General features: G+C 59.7%; 16 protein-coding genes. 4 read left to right on the forward strand and 12 right to left on the reverse strand.

Going from position 1 to position 20,362, the window contains the following annotated elements; genetic code table 11:
- From tssH to ACIGEK_RS04310, 11 genes are all read right to left on the reverse strand, one after another.
- Positions 1–2,610, reverse strand: a complete 2,610-nt coding sequence (gene tssH, locus ACIGEK_RS04260; protein ID WP_397492102.1) for a type VI secretion system ATPase TssH — start codon at positions 2,608–2,610, stop codon at positions 1–3.
- A gap of 6 nt (positions 2,611–2,616) precedes the next feature.
- Positions 2,617–3,624, reverse strand: coding sequence for a type VI secretion system baseplate subunit TssG (gene tssG, locus ACIGEK_RS04265; protein ID WP_397492103.1), 1,008 nt, complete (start codon positions 3,622–3,624; stop codon positions 2,617–2,619).
- Positions 3,588–5,378, reverse strand: coding sequence for a type VI secretion system baseplate subunit TssF (tssF, locus tag ACIGEK_RS04270; protein ID WP_397492104.1), 1,791 nt, complete (start codon positions 5,376–5,378; stop codon positions 3,588–3,590). The genes tssG and tssF overlap by 37 nt, the downstream gene beginning before the upstream one ends.
- A gap of 31 nt (positions 5,379–5,409) precedes the next feature.
- Positions 5,410–5,685: a PAAR domain-containing protein gene (locus tag ACIGEK_RS04275; RefSeq protein WP_397492105.1), complete on the reverse strand. Its 276-nt coding sequence runs from the start codon at positions 5,683–5,685 to the stop codon at positions 5,410–5,412.
- 9 nt (positions 5,686–5,694) lie between these two features.
- Entirely contained in the window at positions 5,695–6,102 is a 408-nt protein-coding gene (gene tssE / locus ACIGEK_RS04280) for a type VI secretion system baseplate subunit TssE (protein WP_256053612.1), read from the reverse strand.
- Between the two features lie 8 nt (positions 6,103–6,110).
- Positions 6,111–7,586, reverse strand: a complete 1,476-nt coding sequence (tssC, locus tag ACIGEK_RS04285; RefSeq protein WP_397492106.1) for a type VI secretion system contractile sheath large subunit — start codon at positions 7,584–7,586, stop codon at positions 6,111–6,113.
- 24 nt (positions 7,587–7,610) lie between these two features.
- The gene (gene tssB / locus ACIGEK_RS04290) at positions 7,611–8,117 is read right to left on the reverse strand and encodes a type VI secretion system contractile sheath small subunit (protein WP_397492107.1); all 507 of its coding nucleotides are present in this window, start codon (positions 8,115–8,117) and stop codon (positions 7,611–7,613) included.
- A gap of 33 nt (positions 8,118–8,150) precedes the next feature.
- Positions 8,151–9,713: a type VI secretion system protein TssA gene (gene tssA / locus ACIGEK_RS04295; protein WP_397492108.1), complete on the reverse strand. Its 1,563-nt coding sequence runs from the start codon at positions 9,711–9,713 to the stop codon at positions 8,151–8,153.
- Positions 9,714–10,181: 468 nt separating this feature from the next.
- Positions 10,182–11,087, reverse strand: coding sequence for a D-hexose-6-phosphate mutarotase (locus tag ACIGEK_RS04300; protein WP_397492109.1), 906 nt, complete (start codon positions 11,085–11,087; stop codon positions 10,182–10,184).
- A gap of 105 nt (positions 11,088–11,192) precedes the next feature.
- On the reverse strand, positions 11,193–12,569 hold the full coding sequence (locus tag ACIGEK_RS04305; RefSeq protein WP_397492110.1) for a TRAP transporter large permease subunit: 1,377 nt from the start codon (positions 12,567–12,569) through the stop codon (positions 11,193–11,195).
- Positions 12,562–13,107, reverse strand: a complete 546-nt coding sequence (locus ACIGEK_RS04310) for a TRAP transporter small permease subunit (RefSeq protein WP_397492111.1) — start codon at positions 13,105–13,107, stop codon at positions 12,562–12,564. The genes ACIGEK_RS04305 and ACIGEK_RS04310 overlap by 8 nt, the downstream gene beginning before the upstream one ends.
- A gap of 196 nt (positions 13,108–13,303) precedes the next feature.
- Between ACIGEK_RS04310 and ACIGEK_RS04315 the strand changes: the two genes are divergently transcribed.
- The gene (locus tag ACIGEK_RS04315; RefSeq protein WP_397492112.1) at positions 13,304–14,404 is read left to right on the forward strand and encodes a TRAP transporter substrate-binding protein; all 1,101 of its coding nucleotides are present in this window, start codon (positions 13,304–13,306) and stop codon (positions 14,402–14,404) included.
- Positions 14,405–14,485: 81 nt separating this feature from the next.
- Here ACIGEK_RS04315 and ACIGEK_RS04320 read toward each other — a convergent pair whose 3' ends face one another.
- Entirely contained in the window at positions 14,486–14,887 is a 402-nt protein-coding gene (locus ACIGEK_RS04320; RefSeq protein ID WP_397492113.1) for an acyl-CoA thioesterase, read from the reverse strand.
- A 311-nt stretch (positions 14,888–15,198) separates the two neighbouring features.
- Between ACIGEK_RS04320 and ACIGEK_RS04325 the strand changes: the two genes are divergently transcribed.
- The 3 genes from ACIGEK_RS04325 (at position 15,199) to pstA (ending at position 20,327) form a co-directional block, all read left to right on the forward strand.
- Complete coding sequence (locus ACIGEK_RS04325) at positions 15,199–16,167, forward strand: PstS family phosphate ABC transporter substrate-binding protein (protein ID WP_397492114.1); 969 nt, start codon at positions 15,199–15,201, stop codon at positions 16,165–16,167.
- Positions 16,168–16,349: 182 nt separating this feature from the next.
- A complete protein-coding gene (locus ACIGEK_RS04330) occupies positions 16,350–18,635 on the forward strand; it encodes a phosphate ABC transporter permease (protein WP_397492115.1) in 2,286 nt (761 codons plus the stop codon).
- 15 nt (positions 18,636–18,650) lie between these two features.
- Positions 18,651–20,327: a phosphate ABC transporter permease PstA gene (pstA, locus tag ACIGEK_RS04335; protein ID WP_341435557.1), complete on the forward strand. Its 1,677-nt coding sequence runs from the start codon at positions 18,651–18,653 to the stop codon at positions 20,325–20,327.
- Positions 20,328–20,362 lie beyond the last annotated feature (35 nt).

Consider the following 20,362-nt stretch of genomic DNA (forward strand, 5'->3'; position numbering starts at 1 on the left):
TTAAGCGAACTCACAGACCACCGATCCTTCGCCGTCCAGGGTGGCGTGTACGCGTTGCAGGCTTTCGCCGCTGGCCATGGCGTCGAGCAGGCGGTCGACCACCAGCGGTTGCAGGTGTTGGTCAATCAGGTGATCGATCAGGCGTGCGCCGCTGTCGCTGTGGCTGCAGCGCTCTGCCAGATTCTCCAACAGGGCAGGCGCGTAGCTGAACTGCAATTGGCGACGTTGCAGGCGCTCAGCGAAGCGCTCCAGCTTGAGGCCGACCAGTTCGTTGAGCACTTCGCCATTGATCGGGTAGTACGGCACCACGCGCATGCGGCCGAGCAGCGCCGGCTTGAAGTGCTGAGTCAGGGTTGGGCGAATCGCTTGCTCCAGGGCTTCCGCATCCGGGCGCTGGCCACCCTGGCAGAGGCTGGCGATGCGCTCGCTGGCGAGGTTGCTGGTCATCAGGATCAGTGTGTTGCGGAAGTTGATCTCGCGACCTTCGCCGTCGTTGGCCACACCCTTGTCGAAGATCTGATAGAACACGTTCATCACATCCGGGTCGGCTTTTTCCACTTCGTCGAGCAGCACTACGGAGTAGGGTTTTTGCCGTACGGCTTCGGTGAGCATGCCGCCTTCGCCATAACCCACGTAACCGGGCGGTGCACCGATCAGTCGGGAGACGGTGTGCTTCTCCTGGAACTCGGACATGTTGATGGTGGTGAGGAAGCGCTCGCCGCCGTACAGCAGATCGGCCAGGGCCAGGGCGGTTTCGGTTTTACCGACGCCGCTGGGGCCGACCAGCAGGAATACCCCGACCGGTGCATCGGCGCGATTGAGGCCGGCAGCGGTGGCGCGCATCGAACGGTCCAGGGCGGCGATGGCTTGCTCCTGACCGCGTACGCGCAGGCCGAGGTCGCTGGCAAAGCTAAGCACCTTGCTGTTGTGTTCGCGGGCCAGCTGGCTCAGTGGTACGCCGGTCCAGTGGCTGATGACTTCGGCAACCAGACGTGGGCACACTTCGAAGCTAACCAGGCGCTCATGGGCTTGGGCCGTCGCCAGTTCAGCCTGGATTTCGCGTAGTTCGGCTTCCAGTTGTGCCAAATCGTATTCCGGCTCAGCGTCGTCTTGCTCCTCGGTTGAGGCCTGGCGCGCCATCGCACATTGCTTACGTAGCTCCAGCAAGCGCTCGGCCAGTTCGCGCTGCACCGACCAGCGGGTTTCGATTTGCTCAAGTTCAGCGCGGGCCTGGCTGAGGCGCGCTTCGAGCTGTTCGAGGATTTCGCTGTCGATCTGCAAGCCGGCTTGTTTGTCGCGGCCCATGGCTTCGCTTTGCCGTTCGCCTTCAGCAATTTCACCGCGCAGACGCTCCAGTGCCTCCGGTGCAGCAGCCAGGCTGATGCGTACCCGCGCGCAGGCGGTATCGAGCACATCGACGGCTTTGTCCGGCAGTTGCCGGCCGGCCAGGTAGCGGGCCGACAATTCGGCAGCAGCGGCAACGGCGTCGTCGCGCAGGTAGATGCCGTGGCTCTTCTCATACACCGGAGCCAGACCACGGAGAATGGTCACGGCCTCTTCGACTGTTGGCTCGTGCAGTTGCACGGGCTGGAAGCGACGGGCCAGGGCTGGGTCCTTCTCGAAGTACTTTTTGTATTCGCTCCAGGTGGTGGCGGCGATGGTGCGCAACTCGCCACGCGCCAATGCGGGCTTGAGCAGGTTGGCTGCATCGCCGCCGCCGGCCTGACCACCGGCACCGATCAGGGTGTGGGCTTCATCGATAAACAGGATGATCGGCTTGGGCGAGCCTTTGACCTCATCGATCACGCCCTGCAGGCGGCGCTCGAACTCACCTTTAACGCTGGCACCGGCTTGCAGCAAGCCGAGGTCCAGGCACAGCAGTTCGACACCTTTGAGTGCATCCGGCACTTCGCCGGCAGCGATACGCAGGGCCAGTCCTTCGACGATGGCGGTTTTACCAACACCAGCTTCACCGACCACGATCGGGTTGCTTTTGCGCCGGCGCGCGAGGATGTCGATCATCTGGCGGATTGCGCCGTCACGACACAGCACCGGGTCAAGCTTGCCGTCGCGTGCTTGCTGGGTGAAGTTATGGGTGAAGCGCGACAGGTTCGACTCGCCACCGGCAGCCGGTTTGCCGGCGGCGGTTTGCGGCTGCTGAGCCATGGCAAATTCGCGCAGGCGCTCGGCATTCAGCTTGGCCAGCAATGGCTGGTAGTGGCTGCCGGCATAGCGCATCGGGTTGCGCAGCAGGGCAAGGATCAGCGCGGCTTCATCGACCTGGCTCTGGCCGAGTTCCAGGCTGGCGACCAGCAGGGCGTCCTGCAGCCATTGCACCAGTTCCGTGGCAAATACCGGGTTGCGCGATTCGCTGTGTTCGCCGCGCGGTTGCAGCGCGCGGGACAGCTCGCCAGCATCTACTTCGGCATCCTGCAGGGCGCGGCTGAGCAAACCTTCGGGGCGCTCCAGCAGGCCGAGCAGCAGGTCTTCGACGAGAATCTTGCTGCCGCCGCGCACGACACAGCGTTCGGCAGCGGTTTCCAGGTCATGTTTGCTGGCGGCGTCGAGGGCTTGCACCAGTTGCTGTAAATCGACGTTGATCATCTTCATCAATCCTTAATGAGCTTTGCTGCCGAGGGTGACCACGCCGTCGGCGTTGTCACGCCCCAGCCAAGTAGTCCAGCCCAGCAGGCAGGGGTTGTCCGCGCCGAGGCGCAATTCGCGTATTTCGTCCTGGCGCAGTTCCAGGCGGATGTCGTAGTCCAGCGGGTCGCGCAGGGTGAAGCGCACCAGCGCGCAGAGCGGTTGGTAGCCGCTGCCAATGGGCAGAAACTCATGGAAGCGATCCCAGTTCAACTGGCGTACATGGATGCGGAACTTGCCGCCGCGGTCACGCACGAACTCGCCGAGCACCAGGCTTTCTCCGAGTTGGCTGTTGGCCAGGCCGAGGCGGTTGCGCTGCTCACCGAGGATTTCCACCTGACGCTCCAGGCACTGCTCGATATGCAGGTCGGCATGCTTGAAGTAGTAACGCAGCACCGATTCGATCAATGCTGCCGAGTGCGCGCGCAAGCTAAGCAGGCCGAGGTAGGGCAGTAGGCGTTTCCAGTTCAGCTCTTTGGCCTGGCGAATGGTTTCGCCGCCTAAGCCGATCAGCGCAAACAGGTGCGCTGAGAACGCGTCGGCCGCGCCGCTCTGAAAGCGCGTGTGGTAGCGGTATTTCTGCCAGGTGGGCAGCAGTAGGCGTTGCAGGCGGTTATTGAACAGGTCGAGGAAGTCGCGGGTCGGGTTACCATCTTCGCTATCGCCCAGTGCCTGCTCGCCGTAGAACGCAGGGAGCGGTGAGCCGGCCCCGAACAGGCTGACCAGGTTGATGCGCAGGCGTGCGCGCAGCTCACCGTGCTCTTCGAAGAATTGCACGCGATCAATATCGCTACCGGGGAACCCCATGCTCGGGTTGGCCTGCAGTTCCAGTCGCTGATACAGCGCCTCCTCATCCAGTTCAGGATGAGCAGCCTGCAAGCGTTCCAGCACCAGCTGCACACCCTGGAACAGGCTGTACTCGCGGATGCCCCGGCTAAGCCGGTTTAGAGCAGGGGCTGTTGCCCCATGCGCGGCGTCCATTGGTACACCTCTCCCTGTGTGCTCTGTACGCGCAGCTCGTGGTACGAGTTCAAGCTGGCATACAGGGCGAAAAATTCATTGAGTACCGAGGCGAAGAGAAATAGATCGCCTTCGCCGACATAGCCTTCGGGGTTGATCGTCAATTGCGTACGTACACCACGCACGGGCAAGCCGCGATGCAGGCGATCGACGTGCTGGTGGCTGATGCTTTTCAGACCATCGAGCAGGCGCTTGCTGACCTTTTCTGCATGCTGGTCGTAGTAGCGCGGCAGGTCGTAGGTTTCGAGAATGACTTTGAGTGCCTCGACGTTGGCCAGCGACAGGTAGTTCAGCGACATGTTGCTGATCAGTTTCCAGAGAAAGTCGCGGTGCAATGGCGGTGCATAGCTCGGCGTTACGGCACTGATATTGCGGAAGGTGAGGAATTCCGGGGTGTCCTCACTGGGCATGCAGATATCACCGAGGCCCAGTTGGCGCGGCAGGTTCTGGTTGGTGCAGGTCAGCTCGATGGATAGCGTTTCGTGCTGATCGAGGTTGCGCAGGCCGAAACTCAGGTAGGTTTCCAGGCCGTCGCCCAGCAGTGAAGGCTGCTGGCGCACGCTGTAGTGCGGGCGCGCCAGAGGCACATCGAAGCTGGCGTCGTGCTCGAAGGATTCAAACGGCACGTACTCTTCATAGCCCTTGCCGCCGGGCTTCCAGCCGGTGACGCGATCCACCGAGAACACCCCGCAATGCTCGGAGTCGAGCTCCGATGGCAGCAGCAGGTATTGATCCTGCTTGCCGTCCAGGCGAATCGGGATGGCGTCGTGGGCGAACAGGTTGACCACAGGCGTGCAGTAAAGCCGGACGTTATCCAGGGTTGGACGAATGCGCTGTACGCCGGCTTTGTGGATGTCAAAGCGCAGTTCCAAGCCGCGCGCCTGCTTGAGTACGTCTTCGGGCAGGCGCTTGAGTACGTCCAGGCCGATGATGTCGGTGAACAGGAACTTCTCTTGAAAGGCGAAATATTCCTGCAGGTAGCGATAGCCGCGGAAGGTGTTCAGCGGATAAGGAATCAGCGCCTCATCTTCGGCAAACCCGACAGGCTGCACATTGCTGTTGGGCAGGTTTAGGCCATCCAAGGGGCGGCCGAGGGTGTCTTGCAGCGGCTTACCCGCTGCATCGAGTAGCACCAGCTGGACGCCGCCTAAATGGCGCAGCAGGCTGAGGTACAGCAGCTGGCTGATATAACGCTCGCCAGCCAGGTGCAGGCGCAACTTCTTGAGGTTGAGTTCACCAAGGTGGCCGTCAGCGGTCATGCCCAGGCGCAAGCTGAGCAAAGCGCCATCGCCCTTAACCGAATAGTCCAGGCCATTGAGCGCCAGCGGCAGTACTTCAGTGGTGTAGGCGGTGCGGAAACGGCAGGTCACGCCCTGAATCGGCTTGGATTCCACCGGTGTATTGCGCGGTACGGACAAAGCCGGGCCTGGGCGCTTGAGTGGATCGAACTGCAACATGCTAAACGCTGGCAGCGGGCGCATATAGTTTGGCCACAGCAGGTGCATCAGCGAGTGGGTCAGTTCCGGCAGCTCGTCATCGAGCTTCTGCCGCAGGCGCCCGGTGAGAAATGCAAAACCTTCCAGCAGCCGCTCGACATCCGGGTCGCGTCCGCTTTGCCCAAGAAACGGTGCCAACGCCGGGCTGCGCTCGGCAAAGCGCTTGCCGAGTTGGCGCAGGGCGGTGAGTTCGCTCTGGTAGTAGTGATTAAAAGACATCTCAGCGGTTCATCCTTGTGGCTGTATCAGGTCAACCGCCAATCAGCACGGTGCCGGAACCGGCAATCACCGGATTGCCATGGCTACCCACGGTGCCGAGCACGGTGGCTGGCTTGTTGTTGATCAGCACGGTGGGGATGACCGCGCTGGCCAGTGAGCTGCCGCAGCCGGTGGGGTCGCCCATGCGCGCAGCGGGCAGGCTGTCGAACAGCACGTCGGGGGAGCCGGCGACAATCGGATTGGTGCCGTGGCCTGGAATCGGGCAGGCAGTAGGGTCGCTGACGCGGGCTGCGGGTTTACCGGACATGGGCTCTCCTTAATTAACCTTGACCTGTCCGCTGCCGTCCAGGCGCGCGGAGAAACTGACTTGGCGTTTAAAACCGTCCACTTCCAGCAGGCCTTCGATGGCAAAGGCCAGGCTCAGCGGATTGTTGTCGCGGGGCAGGGAAATCACCCGCACTGCGCTTAAACGCGGCTCGTACGCTTCGATAAAACGTTCGATAGCGATACGCGCCTGCTGCAGCGAATCGTGCAGCGACAGGCGCATATCGTTGAGATCGGGCAACCCGTAGTCTGGCAGCGTTTGCACGCTGCCCGCCCGGGTGCTGAGCATTTTCGCCAGGTGGGTAGCCACCGACGCCATGGCGGCGACCTCGCGGCTCCAGCCAGCACGCTGGCTGGCTTCACCGCCGAGGCGTTCGAATAGGCTTCCGTACCCGGCCATAAGGATGCTTATTCCTTGTCCAGCTTGCCGACGAGCGACAGGGTGAAATCGGCACCCATGTATTTGAAGTGCGGGCGCACGTTGAGGCTGACGCGGTACCAGCCCGGCTCACCATCAACATCACTGACGATCACCTGAGCGGCGCGCAGTGGGCGACGGCTACGGACTTCGGAGCTTGGGTTTTCCTGGTCGGCAACGAACTGACGGATCCACTTGTTGAGTTCCAGTTCGAGGTCGGTGCGTTCTTTCCACGCGCCGATCTGCTCGCGCTGCAGCACTTTCAGGTAGTGGGCCAGACGGTTGATGATGAACATGTACGGCAGCTGGGTGCCGAGCTTGTAGTTCAGTTCAGCGGTTTTGCCTTCTTCGCTGATGCCGAAGAATTTCGGCTTCTGCGTCGAGTTGGCGGAGAAGAACGCGGCATTGTCGCTGCCTTTGCGCATGGTCAGGGCGATAAAGCCTTCTTCGGCCAGCTCGTATTCACGACGGTCGGAGACCAGTACTTCGGTCGGGATCTTGGTTTCGATCTCGCCCATGCTTTCGAAGTGGTGCAGCGGCAGGTCTTCTACCGCGCCACCGCTCTGTGGGCCGATGATGTTCGGGCACCAGCGGAACTTGGCGAAGCTGTCGGTCAGCTTGGAGGCGAAGGTGTAGGCGGTGTTGCCCCACAGGTAATGCTCGTGGCTGTTGGCGACGTTTTCTTTGTAGACGAAGGTCTTCACCGGGTTGTCTTCCGGATCGTACGGGTTGCGCAGCAGGAAGCGCGGTACGGTCAGGCCGACGTAGCGGGCATCTTCCTGCTCGCGGAAGCTCTGCCATTTGGCGAATTGCGGACCTTCGAAGTGATCTTTCAGATCCTTCAGGTCTGGCAGGCCGGTAAAGCTTTCCAGGCCGAAGAACTTCGGCCCGGCAGCCGCGATAAACGGTGCGTGCGACATGCAAGCAACGCTGGCGACGTACTGCATCGTTTTGACGTCAGGCGCGCTCGGGTCGAAGAAGTAGTTGGCGATCAGGGCGCCAACTGGCTGGCCACCGAACTGGCCGTATTCAGCGGTATAGATGTGCTTGTACAGGCCGGACTGCATGATTTCCGGGCTGTCTTCGAAGTCATCCAGCAGATCCTGCTTGGAGGCGTTGATGATCTCCAGCTTGATGTTTTCGCGGAAGTTGGTGCGATCCACCAACAACTTGAGGCCGCGCCAGGAGGATTCCAGCGCCTGGAACTCGGCGTTGTGGAGGATTTCGTCCATCTGCCGGCTGAGCTTGGCGTCGATCTCCGCGATCATGCGGTCGACCATGGCCTTTTTTACTGGCTCATTTTCGTTTTGCGGCTTCAGCAACTCTTCGATAAAGGCCGATACACCGCGCTTGGCGATGTCATAGGCTTCGTCGTCCGGAGTCAGTTTGGTCTCGGCAATGATGCGGTCGAGGATGCCGAGGTCGGCGGCGCTGCGACCGCTCTCTACTGCTGCACTAGTGCTCATGAATTAGCTTCCTTGTTAATTGAATCAGGAGTCCAGCTTGCCTTGGGCAGCCAGGCCGAGTTCGCCGAGTACGCGGTCACGCGAGTCGTCATCAGCCAGCACGCTCTCGATCGCCTTGCGGAAGGCCGGGGCGTTACCCAGTGGGCCTTTTAGGGCAACCAGGGCGTCGCGCAGTTCCATCAGTTTTTTCAGCTCTGGAACTTGCTCGACCAGGTTGGCCGGGTTGAAGTCTTTCATCGAGTTGATGCGCAGTTGCACAGCCAGCTCGTCGCCTTCGGCTTCATCTTGCAGACGATTCGGTACGCCGAAGGTCAGGTTCAATTCCTGCTTGGCCAGCACTTCGTCGAAGCTGTTCTTATCGATGCTGATTGGCTTGCGGTCTTCGATCTTGCGATCGTCGGCGCGCTGGGTGAAGTCACCCAGAACCATAAGTTTCAGCGGCAGTTCGATCTCTTCCTGAGCACCGCCGGTGGCGGGTTTGAAAGTGACGTTGATGCGTTCCTTGGGGGCTACCGAGCCTTCTTTGGCCATGGTCATTCTCCGTTACGGTTATGGCCCGAGGGCCTAGTCCAGTACCACTTCAAGATCGAGGTGGCACAACCTGCGGTAGATCTCTTCCTTGCTTTCACGTACGGCGTGATTTTGCGGCAGCAGCTCACAGCAGCTGTGCAGCATGCGCAGTACGTCTAGGGCGAGATCGGGTTCCCAGTCGCCAAGGCCGGTGGCCTGTAGCGTCTGGTCGAGTGATTCGAGTTGGGTTTTGGCCAGTTCGTATTTCTTCGCGCTGTAGCACAGGCGCGCCAGGGTCAACTGCCAGAAGAAGCGTTCGCGGCCGCCGCGTGCTGCGGCCAGGCCGAGCTTGAGTTGCTGTACGGCGGATTTCAGGCCGTCCTTGCGCAGCTTGGGCAGGGTTTCCTGCAGGGCGATATCCCAGGCCGGCAGGCTGCCGCCTTCGCTGGCGGTGGGGGCGCTGTCGCTGACCGGAGCCTGTACATGTGGCATCACGTGGGAGCTGAGCCAGGCACGGGTCTGCGCATCGGCAAATGCGCTGCCGTCGTGGAAACGCAGCTCTTCCAGACCGTTCATGCGCTGCATGAATAGCGCTAGCTGGATTTCTACTTCACGCATCGCCTGTTCGGCATCCAGCTCATGCAGGCACTGCCAGACCAGGTGCTGGCCATCGAGCCAAAACGGTGCACGCGCAATGCTGGCCTCTAGGTCGACCAGCAGATCGGCGTACTGGCCGTTCTGGTAGCGCTCCTGGTAGCTGGCCAGCTTGTCAGCCGGCAAGCCGCGCAGGGCGGTGATCTGTTCGGCATTACGCTCTGGCAGGCTGTCGATTGGCAGCCAGAGCAGAGTGCGGGCTAGGCGCAGGGCGCGCAGGTCGCTGGCTTTCTGTTTCAGCCAATAGGCGCACAGCGGCCGGGCCTGGTCTTGCAGGTTGCGCAGGCTCTTGTGCGCTTCCTTTTCGTTATCGATCGGCGCGCCTGGGGTAAGCATCTGGCTGGCCGCCTGCTTGACCTGAGCAATTGCCGCACTGACGGAGCCGGGTTCCGGTTGTCCTTGGCTGGCGCGCTTGACCAGTTCATCCAGGCGTCGGCACAGCGGTAACAGCAGTGGCGCGTCTTCACCCAGGTGTCCGGCCAGGCAGGCTTCCAGGGCGCGCAGTTGCTCGGCCAAACTGCGGAACAGGGCCAGTTGTTCGCCGATGGGTACATGCTCGGCCAGCGCCTGTTCCAGGCGCGGAATCAACCAGCTGATAGCGGCAGCGCGGGTGCGTGCTTTGCGCGGGTGCAGTTCGGCCCAATGGTTGAGGCATAGGTAGTGCAGCAGACTGAAGCCGGCCTGCAGGCCAGCGAAGGATTCGCGCTGATAAAGACCCCAGATCAACCAGGCGGCGACGCGCAAATCCTTGGAGTGGGCGCTTAGAAGTATCTCGCTGTTTTCGCGGACTTTTTGCCAGTCAATTGCCGCTGTTTCATGCAATGCGGTGGCTTTTCCCAGCTCGTTTTCGAGAACTTCGTATTCGCTGGAATAACGCACGTCATCACCGGCAAAGTTCCCTTCATTAATAGGAAGTTTGGCCAGCTCTAAATAATGAGCGGTGAGTTTGTTTGAATAGGTCATTCCATGACTCGATTGTCGTTGCGCGTAACTTTAAAGAAGCCTGTGCGGTTTCAAAATAGCCATCTGTTTGCGCTGCAGGTGCGCAACAAGTTGCGCACTTAAATGTGCAACAAGTTGCGCACGTCCTAGTGAGGTGGGCATCCTAGCCCCATGAGGAGTGTCGAACAACTGGGGAAAGTGTGAAATATGTAACAGTGAGAGATATTCGATGATTAATAAGTGGAACGATAGTTCCTGAAAATTGTGAGAACTAATGCGCAAGTAAATTAATCATGGAGGTGATGTAAGGATATGGCTATCTATATGTAAGTAATTGCTTACTGGCGAATTAGTGGCATGTCACAGAAGTTGTCTGGCTACTGCAAGTTAGTGTGACGCAGTGCTGATTTTGCCGGATTGGCATGTGACGGGTGTGCGGCGGCCGAGCCGTAATGGGCTCGGCGAAGGGAGGGGTAAACCGTTGGTCGGTTAATCGCTGTAGGGTTCAGCCCATAGACTCAAATCGAGCTGATGTTGCTCACCTGCCGCCAGCACCCGGATGTCATCTAGAACATTGGCGTGTTCGATACACAGCATGCCGGACCAGGCGTCGGCGGCGAATTGTGAGAGGCGTTGCGCTTTGTCGATCCAGGGGTTCCACAGCACGGCCGAGTTCGAGCCGCTGCTGTGTAGCTGGATGCGCCGTTGCCAGGCGTGGTCGAGGATGCTCAACTGCGCTGGCGTATCGAGGTAGATGCGGTCTTTCTCGCCGCTGAAGCGCAGCAGGCCATCCTGCTGGCGCTGCTGCCAGTCTTCTAGGGTTTCGATATAGAGGCAGCCATGCAGGCCTTCGACCGCAACGTTGCGAACATTGCTGACGGCAAAGTAGCTGTGCAGCGCCTGGCTGATCGCCAGCGGCGTTTCGCCTAGGTTGCGGCTGCTTAGTTGGATATGCAGGCGCTCATCCAGGCGAATGGACAACCGCAGTTCGGCGGCGTGGGGCCAGTCGGTGAGTGGTTGGGTGGCGCTGTTGTAGACGAACTCCAGGTGAATACCGTCATCGTTGCTATCGATGCCTTGCAGCTGCCAATCGAGGTTGCGCACCAGTCCGTGTGCCGGTGCGGTATCCGGCTGCAGATGCATGGTCTGCACCGCCTGCGGGTTGCGTTGCAGGCTGCCGAACCAGGGCCAGCACACCGGCACGCCGCCGCGCACGCCTTGGCCGCGTTTGTAGGCAGCTTGCTCGCTGAGCCAGATCAGCGGCGGTTGGTCATCTTCCTGGTAGCTGAGGATCTGTGCGCCTTGCTGGCTAACCAGCAGCTCGCGTGGGCCAACGCGCGCTCGCCAGCAGGTCAGTTCGTCCAGTTCAAGGCGTTCAACATGGGGGCTGGCCATCGGCGTTCTCGTAGAAAGTGGAATAAAGAAGCCCATTGGAACGCAGCTTGCGCGCAGAAAGCAAAACGCCCGTCAGTGACGGGCGCTCTGCGGATGGTTGCGGGCTTACTTGCCGTAGATCTGCTCTGGCAACCAGGTAATCAGCCCGGGGAACTGATAGGCGATTACGAGCAGGAAGATCTGAATCAAGATAAACGGCAACACACCCTTATAGATGGTACTAGTGGGTACGGATGCTGGTGTGACCCCGCGCAGGTAGAACAGCGCAAAGCCGAACGGCGGGGTAAGGAACGATGTCTGCAGGTTCAGCGCGATCATTACGCCTAGCCACACCGGGTCCAGGCCCATGGCCAGCAATACCGGGCCGACAATTGGCACCACCACGAAGGTGATCTCGATAAAGTCGAGGATAAAGCCGAGGAGGAAGATCACCACCATCACCAGGAAGAACGCACCGAGAACCCCGCCCGGTAGCTGGGCAAAGATGTCCTCGATCATCACTTCACCGCCGAAGCCGCGGAACACCAGAGAGAACAGCGAGGCGCCGATCAGGATGAGGAACACCATGGCGCTGATTTCGGTGGTGCCATAGGCCACTTCGCGCAGCTGGCCGAAGTTCAGCTTGCCCTTGTAAAAGGCCAGCAACATGGCGCCGAGTGCGCCCAGTGCGGCAGCTTCGGTCGGCGTCGCGTAACCTGCGAGGATCGAGCCGAGTACAGCGCCGATCAACAGCAGCGGCGGTACCAGGGCGTTTATCAGCTTGCCCCACTCGATTGGCCCCAGCTCTTCCTGCGGCAGGGCGGGCAGCTTCTTCGGCTGGAAGATCGCTACGCCGATGATGTAGAGAATGTACATGCCCACCAGCAGCAGACCAGGCAGTAGCGCACCGACGAACAGGTCGCCGACCGAAACGGTCTTCGGCGAGAAGATGCCCATCTTCAGTTGCGCCTGTTGGTAGGCGCTGGACATCACGTCGCCCAGCAGTACCAGCACGATGGACGGTGGAATGATTTGCCCCAGAGTGCCGGTGGCGGCCAGGGTGCCGGTAGCAATCGCTGGATCATAACCACGACGCAGCATGGTCGGCAGGGCCAGCAGGCCCATGGTGACCACGGTGGCGCCGACGATCCCGGTGGATGCGGCAAGCAGCGCGCCGACCACGCACACGGAAATTGCCAGGCCGCCGCGCAGCGTGCCGAACAGTCGGGACATGGATTCCAGCAGGTCTTCGGCGACCCTGGACTTCTCCAGCATCACCCCCATAAACACGAACAGCGGCACCGCCAACATGGTCTGGTTGTTCATGATGCCGAACAGGCGGTTGGGCAGGGCGCTCAGGTAGCCGCCATCGAAGGTGCCGGTCAGGATGCCGATGCCGGCAAACAGCAGCGACACACCGCCAAGGGTGAACGCCACCGGGTAGCCAGCCATCAGGGCTGCGCAAATGCTGATAAACAGCAGAATCGCCATCAACTCAGCCATGGTTCACCTCCACGGCGGGCTGGCGGCCGGTGAGGATGTTGGCGAATTTGATCAAGTCGGAGATTCCTTGTAATACCAGGCTAATCACCAGCACCAGAATGATGCTTTTCTGCAGGTAGACGAACTTCAGGCCGCCTGACTCGCTCGAGCCTTCCAGGGTCGACCAGGAATTACTGACGTAATCCCAACTGGCCCAGCCAAGAAACAGGCAGACCGGTAATAGGAAAAACAGTGTCCCCAGGCTGTCGACCAAGGCTTTACGCTTTGGGCTGAACGCTTGGTAGAAAATATCGACGCGCACATGGCCGTTGCGTTGTAACACCCAGGCGGCGGCACCCATGAAGACCAGCGCGTGGCCGTACAGCACGGCTTCTTGCAGGGCGGTTGCACCGATGCCGAAGCCGTAGCGCAGGATCACTACGATGGCAGTACCGAGGACCAGAAACAGGGTCAGCCATGAGCATGCTTTGCCGAGGCGGGAATTGAATGAATCGATCAGGCGAGCAAGGCCGAGCAGCAGAGGCGGTTTATCGGACATTATGAGTCCTTATGGTTATGGGCTTTGTGGGCAGGCAGGCCGGCAATTCTAGGCAGGCCCGAGCGCGTGCGGCAATGGCACTACAACTTTAGTCGTATCCGCTAGGCTTGAGAGTCACTTACCCCTATGTTACTCAGGCGCGGTGGGTCCGCAGCGATCCTGTGGTCAGACCACTACAACAATAAAGGAGCTTTGCATGAAACGTCGTCAAATTCTCGCAGCAGCAGGCGTAGGCCTTGCAGCCACGGCACTGGCCGGTTGCAAACAAGAAGCTGAAACCGCTGGTAAGCCCCAAGAAGGCGCGAGCAGCCAAACCTTCAACTGGAAAATGGTCACCTCTTGGCCGAAGAACTTCCCCGGCGTAGGTGTCGGTGCCGAGCGCTTTGCCAAACTGGTTGAAGAGATGAGCAACGGCCGCTTGAAGGTCAAGGTCTACGCCGCTGGCGAGTTGGTGCCGGCGCTGGAAGTATTTGATGCAGTAAGTCGCGGTACCGCAGAAATGGGCCATGGCGCACCTTACTACTGGAAGGGTAAAGTCCCTGCTGCGCAGTTTTTCTGCGCCCTGCCATTTGGTCCTAATGCCCAGGAAATGAACGCCTGGCTGCACAAGGGCGGTGGTATGGAGCTGTGGGAAGAAACCTACAAACCCTTCGGTGTACTGCCGATGGCCTGTGGCGCGACTGGCGTGCAGACTGCCGGTTGGTTCAACAAGGAAATCAACAGTGTTGATGACTTCAATGGCCTGAAGATGCGTACCCCTGGTCTGGGCGGTGAAGTGCTGACCAAGATGGGCGGTACCGTGGTTAATATGCCGGCCGGTGAAATCTTCACCGCGCTGCAGACGGGTGCCATCGATGCCACCGAGTGGATCGGTCCTTATAACGACCAGGCTCTGGGCCTGCATAAAGCCGCCAAGTATTACTACACCCCGGGCTGGCAGGAGCCGAACGTAACCTTCGAGCTGGACATCAACATCAAGGCCTGGGAAACCCTGCCGGCTGACCTGCAGGCGATTGTTCGCGCGGCCGCTCGTGATGTGAACGCCGACATGCTCGACGATTACAACGCCAAGAACATGGAGGCTCTGGAGCAGCTCAAGGGCGAGGGCGTTGACGTGCGCCGTCTGCCGGACGAAGTGTTGGCCAAGCTCAAGGTCGTTGCGGCCGAAGTGGTTGACGCCAGTGCGGCTGCCGACCCGGTAGCGAGCAAGGTGTGGGCTCAGCAGAAGGCTTATCTGCAGCGTCTGTACGACTACGCCGAGTTGAACGAGAAGGACATCTACAACATTCGTGGCTGATTCTTAGCACACAATAAAACGCCGGCCCTAGGGCCGGCGTTTTTGTTTCTGCGGTCTACGAATGATCCGCTCGCTTTCGTTCTAGCGCCGCGCAGGTACCGAACGGGTGCGGCCACTGCCATCGATGGCAACAAACACAAACACCGCTTCGGTGACCTTGCGCCATTCGCTGGACAGTGGGTCGTCGCTCCACACTTCAACCAGCATCTGGATCGAGCTGCGGCCCACTTCCACCGTTTGTGTATAGAAGGACAGTTGCGCGCCCACTGCCACCGGCACGAGGAAGGCCATTCGGTCGATGGCCACTGTGGCTACGCGGCCACCCGCGACCTTGTTGGCCATGGCGGTGCCGGCCAAATCCATCTGCGATACCAACCAGCCGCCGTAGATATCGCCAAAACCGTTGGTTTCACGTGGCAGTGCGGTGATCTGCAAAGCCAGGTCGCCTTGCGGGATGGGGTCTTCCTGTTCGAAATCGTGCATCGGATAGGCTCGCGGCGCGGTTGTTTTTATTGGCGCAGTGCGGGGCTTGGCGGTGGCGGCGAGTCAGGCTCTGCGGCTATCGCGGGTAGGCCCAGCAGGCCCGCGGGAGTGCGGGCGCAGCGAGTATAGCGACTCGGCAGTCGCAGGGCGACCATGGCACTTGGCCGGCGCAGCTTTGCACGCCTATTCATCGACTGCGGCAAAACATTGGTCGCGTTCATATAACTGTCACATTGCTTACATACAGTCGTCATGCGGCCTGCAGATACTTGGCCCCGTTCAATCCAACACTAGTTTTCCAGGAGTAAGGCATGAAACTTAAGCGTTTGATGGCGGCCATGACTTTTGTCGCCGCTGGCGTGGCTACCGCCACTGCGGTTGCTGCTGTCGATCCGGCTCTGCCGAGCTACACCAAGACTTCCGGCGTATCGGGCAACCTGTCCAGCGTTGGCTCCGACTCCCTGGCCAACCTGATGACTCTGTGGGCTGAAGAGTTCAAAAAGGAATACCCGAACGTCAACATCCAGATCCAGGCCGCCGGTTCCTCCACCGCGCCACCTGCGCTGACTGAAGGCACCTCGAACATGGGCCCGATGAGCCGCCCAATGAAAGATGCCGAGATCCAGGCGTTTGAAGAAAAATACGGTTACAAGCCAACAGCTATTCCGGTAGCCATTGATGCTCTGGCTGTCTTCGTACATAAGGACAACCCGATCAAGAGCCTGGATATCGCTCAGGTTGACGCGATTTTCTCCAGCACTCGTCTGTGTGGCGGCACCACCGATATCAAAACCTGGGGTGACCTGGGCCTGACTGGCGAATGGGCTGCCAAGCCGATCCAGTTGTTCGGTCGTAACTCGGTATCCGGCACCTACGGTTACTTCAAAGAAGAAGCCCTGTGCAAAGGCGACTACAAGGCCAACGTTAACGAGCAGCCGGGTTCGGCTTCTGTGGTCCAGTCGATCTCCAGCACTGTGAATGCCATTGGTTACTCGGGCATCGGCTACAAGACTTCTAGTGTTCGCGCTGTGCCGCTGTCGAAGAAAGGCGGCGAGGCTTTTGAGGCCAACGAAACCAACGCGTTGGCTGGCAAGTTCCCGCTGGCTCGCTTCTTCTACGTCTATGTCAACAAGGCGCCGAACAAGGCACTGAGCCCGCTGGATGCTGAGTTCGTCAAGCTGGTGCTGTCCAAGCAAGGTCAGGACGTTGTAGTGAAAGACGGCTACATTCCACTGCCTAAGAAAGTGATCGACAAAACCATGAAGGAACTGGGTCTGTAAGATCCGCCTGAGTGGCAAGGACGCCAAGTAAGTTGCACGCCCGCCTTCGTTTACGACAGGCGGGCGTTGCTTTGTCAAAGCGCTGTAACTTTTCTGTCATACAGTGCGGATAGAGTTAGTCGCTGAAATAGCGACAGAACTCATTATGGCGCGCTCATGGCTGCGCAGAGACGCTCTTACCTATGAATGACTTGGCTAGTGAAACCATGACCGCCACACCCAAATCCCTAGGGCTGGACTTCAACACCCCGGCCCTGCAACGCAAGCGTCGCATGCGTGCACTGAAAGACCGTATGGCGCGCTGGGCAGTTTCGATCGGCGGTATGGCGGTGCTGGGTGCCATTACCTTGATCTTTTTCTACCTCGCCTATGTCGTGCTGCCGATGTTCCAGGGCGCGAGCATGGACAGCCGCAAGCCGGTGCAAGTTGCTTGGCTGAATGAGGCGGCCGCGCCGCTGCTGCTGACCCTGGAAGAACAGAACCAGATGGCCATGCGCCTAGACCAAAGCGGCAAGGTGCAATTCTTCGATGCGAAGAAGATGCAGCCTTTAAGCAACGTGCAGCTGCCGATTCCGGCTGGCGCCCAGATTGTTTCTGTTGGCCAGGATCAGCCGGGCAGTAACCGCGTCGCGCTGGGCCTGTCTAACGGTCAAGTGCTGGTGTTCGAGCATGCCTACAAGATCACTTATCCCAATGATGTGAAAACCATCAGTCCGAGTGTCGAATACCCGTTTGGTGAAGCGCCAATCAGCCTCGATCCGCAAGGTCGTGCCCTCGAACACGTCGGGCTTAGCCTGAGCAGCGGCACACTGATGCTCGCCGGCTCGACGGGCAGTGAGTTGCACGTACTGAGTCTGGGGCGTGAAGAGAACTTGATGACCGGTGAGGTGACCCTCAGTGAAGAGCGCGTTGCGCTGCCGCAGATCGCTGAACCGATCAAGGCACTGATCATCGACCCACGCCAGATGTGGCTGTATGTCATCAATGGGCGCGCCACTGCTGATGTCTTCGACATGCGTAGCAACAGCTTGAATGGTCGCTACAAACTGCTCGCTGACGGCAAGCTGGAAGTCAGCAATGTAACAGGGCTGTTGGGTGGCATTTCGTTGATGGTCGGCGATAGCAGCGGGGCGATTCAGCAATGGTTTATGGTGCGTGAAGCGGACGGTAAAGCTGAACTCAAATCCATCCGTAGTTTCCAGCTAAGCGACAGTCCGATTGTGCAGATTCTGCCGGAGGAGCGCCGCAAGGGCTTTTTCGCTCTGGATGCCAAGGGCAACCTGGGCATCTTCCACAGTACTGCGCATCGTACGCTGCTGGTCGAGCCGGTTGCCGATGGCCAGGCTCTGGCTGCTTTGTCACCACGCGCCAACCGGGTATTGATCGAAGCCGATGGTAAGTTGCAGCGTTTGGTGATCGATAACCCACACCCAGAAATTTCCTGGAGTTCGTTGTGGGGCAAGGTCTGGTATGAGAACTACGATGCGCCTGGATATGTCTGGCAGTCGACTTCAGCCAGTACCGACACCGAGCCTAAGCTGAGTCTCGCGCCGCTGGCCTTCGGCACCTTGAAAGCCGCGTTCTATGCCATGCTCCTGGCTGCTCCATTGGCCATTGCGGCGGCCCTCTACACCGCCTACTTCATGGCTCCGGCGCTGCGGCGCAAGGTCAAGCCGGTGATTGAGCTGATGGAGGCGTTGCCGACGGTGATTCTCGGTTTCTTCGCCGGTCTGTTCCTCGCGCCTTATGTCGAAGGGCACCTGCCCGGCATCTTCAGTCTGCTGATCTTTACTCCCATCGGTATTTTGCTCGCGGGTTACCTGTGGAGCCGCTTGCCGGAGTCGATTCGCCTGAGCGTGCCGGACGGTTGGGAGTCCGTGCTGTTGATTCCGATGATCCTGCTGGTCGGCTTTGTCTCGCTGGCGATGAGTGGGCATCTGGAGAACTGGTTGTTCGACGGCAATATGCGCCTGTGGCTGAGCAATGACCTGGGCATCGCCTTCGATCAGCGCAACGCCTTGGTGGTCGGTTTGGCCATGGGTTTCGCGGTTATTCCAACCATCTTCTCGATTGCCGAAGACGCCGTGTTCAGTGTGCCCAAAAGCCTGACCTTTGGCTCCCTGGCGCTCGGTGCCACGCCATGGCAGACCTTGATCCGCGTGGTGATTCTCACGGCAAGCCCAGGTATTTTCTCGGCCGTGATGATTGGCATGGGGCGCGCTGTCGGCGAAACCATGATCGTGCTGATGGCCACGGGTAACACCGCCATCATGGACATGAACATCTTTGAAGGTCTGCGCACCCTGGCTGCCAACGTGGCGGTTGAAATGCCCGAGTCGGAAGTGGGTGGTACCCACTACCGCGTTCTGTTCCTCTCGGCACTGGTGCTGCTCGGCTTCACCTTTGTCATGAACACCCTGGCAGAACTGGTGCGCCAGCGTCTGCGCGTCAAGTACGCCTCGCTCTAAGGCTCAGGAAGGTATATGTCCGTGAAGCAGAACAACCTGAAAACCTGGTTCAAGAGCGGTACGCCCTGGATCTGGATGAATGCCGGTGCCGTATCGATCGCTGTGATCATGACCCTGGGTCTGATGATGGTGATCGCGGTACGCGGCCTTGGCCATTTCTGGCCGGCTGACCTGGTCGAGGTCGACTACCGGGTACCCGGCCAGGAAGCCAAGGTGATGGCTGGTGAGATCACTCAAATTGAAGAGGTGCCGCGCGCGCGCTTGGCCGCTTCCGGTTTGCCGGTCGACGTTAAGGGCGGGGAGTTCATGACCCGTGAGCTGTTCAAGGTCGGTAACCGCGACATCTACGGTGCAGATTTCACCTGGGTGGTAGGTGAGTGGCTGAGCAATCAGCGTACCCCGGAGCAGTTGACCGCCTTTGAGCGCCGCGAGTGGGGCAATCTCTATGGCTACCTGGTCAACGTCAAACAGGAAGGTCAGCTGGTTGCCGAGGGTGATGCCAGCTGGGCTGAAATGCAGACGCGAGTCGATCGGGTCGATGATCTGCACGCCAAGCTGGTGCGTGTCGAGAAAAAAGACATTGGCCGGATTAACGCCGGACTGGAGCGCATCCGCCTGAAAACCCGTCGCCTCGAATTGCAAGGCAAGTTGGACGATGTCGCCCAGGCTGAGCTGGATGCCGAGCGTGCGCAGTGGGATGCCGAGTACAAGGTGCTGGAAACCGAGCTGGTTGCGCTCAATCAGGCGTTCAACCGCGACAGCATCACGGTAAAAACCGTTGAGGGCCGTGAAGTGACCCTGAGTCTGGGCAAAGTGGTAAGGGCCTACCAGCCCAATGCCATGGGTCCTCTGGACAAGCTGAGTTTCTACTTCGCCAAACTGTGGGAATTTGTCAGCGATGACCCGCGTGAGGCTAACACCGAGGGCGGTATATTCCCGGCAATTTTCGGCACGGTAATGATGACCCTGATTATGGCCGTGATCGTTACCCCGTTCGGCGTGGTGGCAGCCATCTACCTGCGCGAATACGCCAAGCAAGGGCCGCTGACCCGCGTGATCCGTATTGCAGTGAACAACCTGGCGGGCGTCCCGGCGATTGTCTACGGCGTGTTTGGCCTGGGGTTTTTTGTTTACGTACTGGGCGGCTCGCTGGACCGTATGTTCTTCCCGGAAGCAGCCCCGGCACCGACCTTCGGTACGCCAGGTCTGATGTGGGCCTCGCTAACGCTGGCCATTCTCACTTTGCCGGTGGTGATCGTCGCCACCGAAGAAGGTCTGGCGCGTATTCCGCGGGCTGTGCGTGAAGGCTCCCTGGCCCTCGGTGCGACCAAGGTGGAAACCCTCTGGCGTGTGGTGCTGCCAATGGCCAGCCCGGCGATGATGACCGGTCTGATTCTCGCTGTAGCGCGTGCAGCAGGTGAAGTGGCGCCGTTGATGCTTGTGGGCGTGGTCAAGCTGGCCCCGAGCTTGCCGCTCGACGCTAACTATCCCTACCTGCACCTTGACCAGAAGATCATGCACCTGGGCTTCCATATCTACGACGTCGGCTTCCAGAGCCCTAACGTGGAGGCCGCGCGGCCGCTGGTGTACGCCACCGCGCTGTTGCTGGTGTTGGTCATCGTGGTGCTGAACATGGCGGCGGTCTATATCCGCAACCACCTGCGCGAGAAGTACAAGGCGCTGGATCACTAATCATCGCGCCGCGGCCCGCTGGGCCGCGGCGGCTT

The sequence above is a fragment of the Pseudomonas sp. NPDC079086 genome (assembly GCF_044542155.1).
Lineage (GTDB): Bacteria > Pseudomonadota > Gammaproteobacteria > Pseudomonadales > Pseudomonadaceae > Aquipseudomonas.

Coding starts and splice junctions, on each gene's coding strand:
- ACIGEK_RS04300 (WP_397492109.1), bottom strand. CDS start 11,087: ATGGCCAGCCCCCATGTTGAACGCCTTGAACTGGACGAACTGACCTGC.
- ACIGEK_RS04305 (WP_397492110.1), bottom strand. CDS start 12,569: ATGGCTGAGTTGATGGCGATTCTGCTGTTTATCAGCATTTGCGCAGCC.
- ACIGEK_RS04325 (WP_397492114.1), top strand. CDS start 15,199: ATGAAACTTAAGCGTTTGATGGCGGCCATGACTTTTGTCGCCGCTGGC.
- ACIGEK_RS04320 (WP_397492113.1), bottom strand. CDS start 14,887: ATGCACGATTTCGAACAGGAAGACCCCATCCCGCAAGGCGACCTGGCT.
- pstA (WP_341435557.1), top strand. CDS start 18,651: ATGTCCGTGAAGCAGAACAACCTGAAAACCTGGTTCAAGAGCGGTACG.
- tssB (WP_397492107.1), bottom strand. CDS start 8,117: ATGGCCAAAGAAGGCTCGGTAGCCCCCAAGGAACGCATCAACGTCACT.
- ACIGEK_RS04330 (WP_397492115.1), top strand. CDS start 16,350: ATGAATGACTTGGCTAGTGAAACCATGACCGCCACACCCAAATCCCTA.
- tssE (WP_256053612.1), bottom strand. CDS start 6,102: ATGGCCGGGTACGGAAGCCTATTCGAACGCCTCGGCGGTGAAGCCAGC.
- tssH (WP_397492102.1), bottom strand. CDS start 2,610: ATGAAGATGATCAACGTCGATTTACAGCAACTGGTGCAAGCCCTCGAC.
- tssA (WP_397492108.1), bottom strand. CDS start 9,713: ATGACCTATTCAAACAAACTCACCGCTCATTATTTAGAGCTGGCCAAA.
- ACIGEK_RS04315 (WP_397492112.1), top strand. CDS start 13,304: ATGAAACGTCGTCAAATTCTCGCAGCAGCAGGCGTAGGCCTTGCAGCC.
- tssC (WP_397492106.1), bottom strand. CDS start 7,586: ATGAGCACTAGTGCAGCAGTAGAGAGCGGTCGCAGCGCCGCCGACCTC.
- tssF (WP_397492104.1), bottom strand. CDS start 5,378: ATGTCTTTTAATCACTACTACCAGAGCGAACTCACCGCCCTGCGCCAA.
- tssG (WP_397492103.1), bottom strand. CDS start 3,624: ATGGACGCCGCGCATGGGGCAACAGCCCCTGCTCTAAACCGGCTTAGC.
- ACIGEK_RS04275 (WP_397492105.1), bottom strand. CDS start 5,685: ATGTCCGGTAAACCCGCAGCCCGCGTCAGCGACCCTACTGCCTGCCCG.
- ACIGEK_RS04310 (WP_397492111.1), bottom strand. CDS start 13,107: ATGTCCGATAAACCGCCTCTGCTGCTCGGCCTTGCTCGCCTGATCGAT.